This is a genomic window from Rhodococcus aetherivorans (assembly GCF_011058165.1).
Classification (GTDB): domain Bacteria; phylum Actinomycetota; class Actinomycetes; order Mycobacteriales; family Mycobacteriaceae; genus Rhodococcus; species Rhodococcus aetherivorans.
Genome location: NZ_JAALEG010000160.1, coordinates 1 through 4,757, shown reverse-complemented (window position 1 = coordinate 4,757; position 4,757 = coordinate 1). Strand labels below are relative to the sequence as shown.

The window sequence follows — 4,757 nt, the reverse complement described above, 5'->3', positions numbered from 1 at the left end:
CCGGCCTTGGCGAGGGCACCGGCGATGGCGACCCCGCCGAGGTCCGAACCGGAGAGGTCCTTCAGGGCGCCCTGCAGACGCCCCATCGGGGTCCGGGCTCCGGCAACGATGACAGAACTGGTCACGAGGATTTCCTCCGGTGGTGGGAGTGACGGCTTCCGCGCGGGCTCGAGGCCGGCAAGCCCATCCCGACGCATACTGATCTAACGTTAGCGCTACCGTCTTTATTCATGACTGAGACCTCCCCCACTCCGACTCCGCTCGCGGCGCTGACCTCCGGCCTCGTGACCGCCATCGACCACGTCGGCATCGCGGTCCCCGACCTGGACGCCGCCCTCACCTGGTACGCCGAGAACCTCGGGCTCGTCTCCACCCACGAGGAGGTCAACGAGGAGCAGGGCGTGCGCGAGGCGATGCTGTCGGTTCCCGGCTCGCCGGAGGGCGCGACCGCGATCCAGCTGCTCGCCCCGCTGAACGAGAACTCGACGATCGCGAAGTTCATCGACCGCAGCGGGCCCGGCCTGCAGCAGCTCGCCTACCGCGTCAGCGACCTCGATGCGGTGTCCGCCGAGCTCCGCGCGCGCGGCGTGCGCCTGCTGTACGACGCCCCGCGACGCGGCACCGCCGATTCCCGCATCAACTTCCTCCACCCCAAGGACGCCGGCGGCGTGCTCGTCGAGCTCGTCGAACCTGCTGCGCACGGATCGCACTGACCGCCCCCATCTCACCCGGCCGACTCGCCGGGTTCACACCGCCGCAGCATTAGCACAACGCGGCGGCACGCGCAGCTCCGGCCGCTTCGAGCAGGTAGATTGGCGCCATGGTCTTCGATCGCGATCGCACCCCAAGCCACCTGCCCTTCTCCATCGTGCGCAAGGGATTCGACCGCGACGAGGTGACCAACTACTTCGCCAGATTCGAGGCCGAGCTGCGCGTGACCGCCACGGACCGGGATGCGGCCGCCGCGCAGGCTCGCGACCTGGCTCGACAGCTCGAGAACGCCCGCAACGAGATCGACGAGCTGCGCAAGGACGTCGATCGGCTGTCGGTGCCGCCCACCACGGCCGAGGGCATGAGCGACCGCATCTCCCGCATGCTGCGCCTCGCCTCCGACGAGGCGTCCGAGCTGCGGGCACGGGCCGAGGCCGACGCAGCCGAAATGATCTCCCTGGCCGAGCAGGAAGGCATCCGGCTGCGCGGGGACTACGAAGCGATGATCGCCGAGCTCGCCGAGCGGCGTAAGGCATTCGAGACGGAGCACGCCCGCACGATGGCGGAGGCGCGTGCCCAGGCCGCGCGGATCATCGCCGCCGCCGAAGCGGAGCGCGATCGCCTGGCGGCGGAGGCGGAAGCCAAGCGGGACCGGGTCCAGCAGGACTTCGAGATCGCCATGAGCGAGCGCCGCAGCAAGGTCCTCGGCGCCCTCGACGAGCTCGAGCGCACCAGCAAGGCCGAGGCCGAGCAGCGTCTCGAGATCGCGTCCCGCGAAGCGGCACGCCGGCTCGAGATCGCCACCGAACAGTCCGAGCGGAAGATCGCCAACGCCCGCGATCTGACCGAGGAACTGCGGGTGCTGCGCGGCCGCATCCTCAGCCAGTTGGACGGGGTACGCGGTCAGCTCGAGGCCGTGCCGTCGATGCTCGCCGCCGTGACGCGCGAGGGCGAGCTGCTCGACCGCGACCGGGATGCGCTCACCACCGAGGGCGAGGCCGACGCGACCAAGGAGATCGCCACCGGGGAATCCGAGAAGGAACCGGCCACCAAGGAACTCCCGGCGGCCGGCGGCAAGCCGGAGGGCAGCGACGGCGAAGCCGGCTCGGCGAAGGAGGCACGGTCCGGCGAGGAGGCACCGCCCACCGATCGCCTCGGCCGCTCACCTGCAGTGGCCAGCAAGGTCCGCAACTGACCCGACGGCTGAGCCGTCACTAGGACCCGACGGCTGAGCCGTCACTAGGACCCGACGGCTGAGCCGTCACTAGGACCCGACGGCTGAGCCGTCACTAGGACCACCGCCGGGTCGGTCCGCGGGTACCGCGGCCGGCCCAGCATCCGTTGTGCCAGTGTCGGCGTTCGTCGGCGCCCCCGATGTCGTCGGTGGGCCAGGCGACCACGTGGGGGGTTCCCGGCGCGATCTCGTGATCGCAGCCGGGGCACCGGTACGCCTTCGTTGCTCGCGACCCGGGGACGGTGCGCACGGTGTAGCGCTCGGACTCCGCGCCGGACGGCCCCCATTCGGTGCGGGAGGTGGCCCCGGAGAACGTCGACCCGCCGATATCGGGCCGGCGCCGGCGCTGCGATCGGGGAACGTTGCGGCGGGGCATATCAGAACAGCCGGAACTCGTTGCTCTCGGTGCCGCGCAGGGCGTCGTAGTCGAGCACGAGGCAGCGGATACCGCGATCGGTCGCAAGGGTCTTGGCCTGTGGCTTGATCTGTTGCGCCGCGAAGACACCGCTGACGGGCGCGAGCAACGGGTCCCGGTTGAGCAACTCGAGGTACCGGGTGAGCTGCTCGACACCGTCGATCTCGCCGCGTCGCTTGATCTCGACGGCCACCGTGCCGCCGTCCGCGTCCCGGCACAGCAGGTCCACCGGACCGATGGCCGTGGGGTATTCCCGGCGGACGAGGGTGTAGCCGGGGCCGAGGGTTTCGACGTGCTCAGCGAGCAGTTCCTGCAGATGCGCCTCGACACCGTCCTTGATCAGGCCCGGGTCCACACCCAGCTCGTGGCTCGAATCGTGCTCGATCTCGTCGATGGTGATCCGGAGTTGCTCACCCGTCTTGTTGGTCACCACCCACAGGGCGTGCGCCTCGTCTGCGGACTCCTCGACCAGCCAGCACGGCGGACTCATCCAGTTCAGCGGCTTGTAGGCACGGTCGTCGGCGTGCACACTGACCGATCCGTCGGCTTTGACCAAGAGCAGCCGACGCGCCATCGGCAGGTGTGCCGTCAGACGTCCGACGTAGTCGACTCGACAGCGGGCAATCACAAGGCGCACGTTGCCACCCTAGAGGATCGCTCCGGACTACTCTCGAACGACCATGCCTCGCACCCGCCGCACCTCGCCCCTCGGCTCGCCGCTGCTCGGCGCGCCCGCGGAATCCGTCCGGCGCCAACGTGTTCGCGTGCAGACATTGCTCACCCTGTTGCTGCTCGGCACGAACATCGCGGGGGCCGCGATCACGGCGTTGTTGATCAACGTCGTCGTCCCGGGCCCCTCGGTGCTGCGTCCGGAGTTCGTCGTCGTCACCGGCGTCATAGCACCCGTCTACGTCGGCGGGGCCATCCTCCTGGGAACGGCCTTCGGGACCCGGCTCGGCCTTGCACAACTGCGGTGGATCCTCGAGGACCGGGATCCCACCCCCGACGAACGACGTGCAACCATGCGGCTGCCGATGCGCCTCACCGCCCAGCAGGGTGCATTCTGGGCGCTGGGGCTGGTGCTGTTCGCGACCGCGTTCGGTGTAGTGGATCCGCGCACGATCCCGAAGGTCGCCCTCACCATCGCCCTCGCGGGCCTGACGGTCTGCGGCTTCGTCTATCTGTTCAGCGAATTCGCCCTGCGGCCGATCGCGGCCCGGGCCTTGGAGGCCGGGGCGACGCCGCGACGCCGACTCACCGGCACCAGCGGCCGCATCATGGTGGCCTGGGCGCTGGGCAGCGGCGTTCCCGTCGTCGGGCTGATGCTCGTGGCGGTCTTCAGCTTCGTCCGTCCCGTATCACCCGTCCGGTTCGCGGTGACGATCCTGACGATCGGCGGACTCGCCTTGTTGTTGGGGGCGTTGCTTATGCTCCTCACCGCCCGGACCAGCGTCGCGCCGATCGAGTCGGTGCGGTCCGGCATGGCCCGCATCGAGCGGGGCGACCTCGATGCCGAAGTGGTCGTCTACGACGGAACCGAACTGGGAGAACTGCAGGCGGGATTCAACCGCATGGCCGACGGCCTCCGCGAGCGCGAACGGATCCGCGACGTCTTCGGCCGGCACGTCGGGCAGGACGTCGCGCGGGCGGCGTTGGCGTCGTCGCCGCGCCTGGGCGGCGAGGAACGCCATGTCGCGGTGCTGTTCATCGATATCATCGGCTCGACGGCAATGGCGGCCGATCGGCCGCCCACCGAGGTCGTACATCTGCTCAACCGCTTCTTCGAAGTGGTGGTCGAGGAGGTGCACCGGGCCGGCGGGTTCGTCAACAAGTTCGAGGGCGATGCGGCACTGGCCATCTTCGGCGCTCCGGTCGCAATGGACGACGCGGCGGGCAGTGCGCTCGCGGCCGCCCGGGAGATGGCCCGCCGGTTGCGCACCGAGGTCCCCGAGTGCGAGGCGGGAATCGGGGTCACCGAGGGCCTCGCGGTGGCCGGAAACGTGGGCGCTCACGAGAGATTCGAGTACACGGTGATCGGCGATCCGGTGAACGAAGCGGCTCGGCTGTCGGACGTGGCCAAGACGTTCCCCGGCCACGTGGTGGCGTCGGCCCGGGCGGTAGAGGTGGCCGCGGAAGCGGAGCGCATCCGATGGTCGCTGAAAGGTGAAGTCACCCTGCGCGGGCGGTCGGAGGTCACCCGCCTTGCGGTCCCGGTGGACTGATCCCGACGAAGGACCGACGGGTTCGGCTGCGCCCCACAGGGAACGCGGAAATGCCGGAAGCCCCCCAACGAGGTTGGGGGGCTTCCGGTAACGGGTGTTCGGCGGTGTCCTACTCTCCCACACCCTGTCGGGTGCAGTACCATCGGCGCTGGAGGGCTTAGCTTCCGGGTTCGGA

6 protein-coding genes and 1 rRNA gene are annotated in these 4,757 nt (G+C 69.8%); 3 read left to right on the top strand and 4 right to left on the bottom strand.

The features are described 5' to 3' along the window. Positions 1–125: thiolase family protein (locus tag G6039_RS31345; RefSeq protein ID WP_478384691.1), on the bottom strand; the 125-nt coding region annotated here is incomplete at its 3' end. Between the two features lie 105 nt (positions 126–230). Here G6039_RS31345 and mce point away from each other — a divergent pair. Next, the gene (mce, locus tag G6039_RS29600; RefSeq protein WP_029542955.1) at positions 231–713 is read left to right on the top strand and encodes a methylmalonyl-CoA epimerase; all 483 of its coding nucleotides are present in this window, start codon (positions 231–233) and stop codon (positions 711–713) included. 107 nt (positions 714–820) lie between these two features. After that, on the top strand, positions 821–1,906 hold the full coding sequence (locus tag G6039_RS29595) for a coiled-coil domain-containing protein (protein WP_006944441.1): 1,086 nt from the start codon (positions 821–823) through the stop codon (positions 1,904–1,906). A gap of 94 nt (positions 1,907–2,000) precedes the next feature. On the opposite strand, the gene G6039_RS29590 is transcribed toward G6039_RS29595, so the two are convergent. After that, a complete protein-coding gene (locus G6039_RS29590) occupies positions 2,001–2,321 on the bottom strand; it encodes a hypothetical protein (RefSeq protein WP_029542951.1) in 321 nt (106 codons plus the stop codon). 1 nt (position 2,322) lies between these two features. Continuing rightward, positions 2,323–2,997, bottom strand: coding sequence for an endonuclease NucS (nucS, locus tag G6039_RS29585; protein ID WP_029542949.1), 675 nt, complete (start codon positions 2,995–2,997; stop codon positions 2,323–2,325). 43 nt (positions 2,998–3,040) lie between these two features. Between nucS and G6039_RS29580 the strand changes: the two genes are divergently transcribed. Beyond that, a complete protein-coding gene (locus G6039_RS29580; RefSeq protein WP_043797348.1) occupies positions 3,041–4,582 on the top strand; it encodes an adenylate/guanylate cyclase domain-containing protein in 1,542 nt (513 codons plus the stop codon). 96 nt (positions 4,583–4,678) lie between these two features. On the opposite strand, the gene rrf is transcribed toward G6039_RS29580, so the two are convergent. Continuing rightward, positions 4,679–4,757 (bottom strand): 5S ribosomal RNA (gene rrf, locus G6039_RS31555); the annotation flags it as partial.

What these genes read in the sequence shown, in the direction of transcription:
- mce (WP_029542955.1), top strand. Translation starts at nt 231, where the DNA reads ATGACTGAGACCTCCCCCACTCCGACTCCGCTCGCGGCGCTGACCTCC.
- G6039_RS29595 (WP_006944441.1), top strand. Translation starts at nt 821, where the DNA reads ATGGTCTTCGATCGCGATCGCACCCCAAGCCACCTGCCCTTCTCCATC.
- G6039_RS29590 (WP_029542951.1), bottom strand. Translation starts at nt 2,321, where the DNA reads ATGCCCCGCCGCAACGTTCCCCGATCGCAGCGCCGGCGCCGGCCCGAT.
- G6039_RS29580 (WP_043797348.1), top strand. Translation starts at nt 3,041, where the DNA reads ATGCCTCGCACCCGCCGCACCTCGCCCCTCGGCTCGCCGCTGCTCGGC.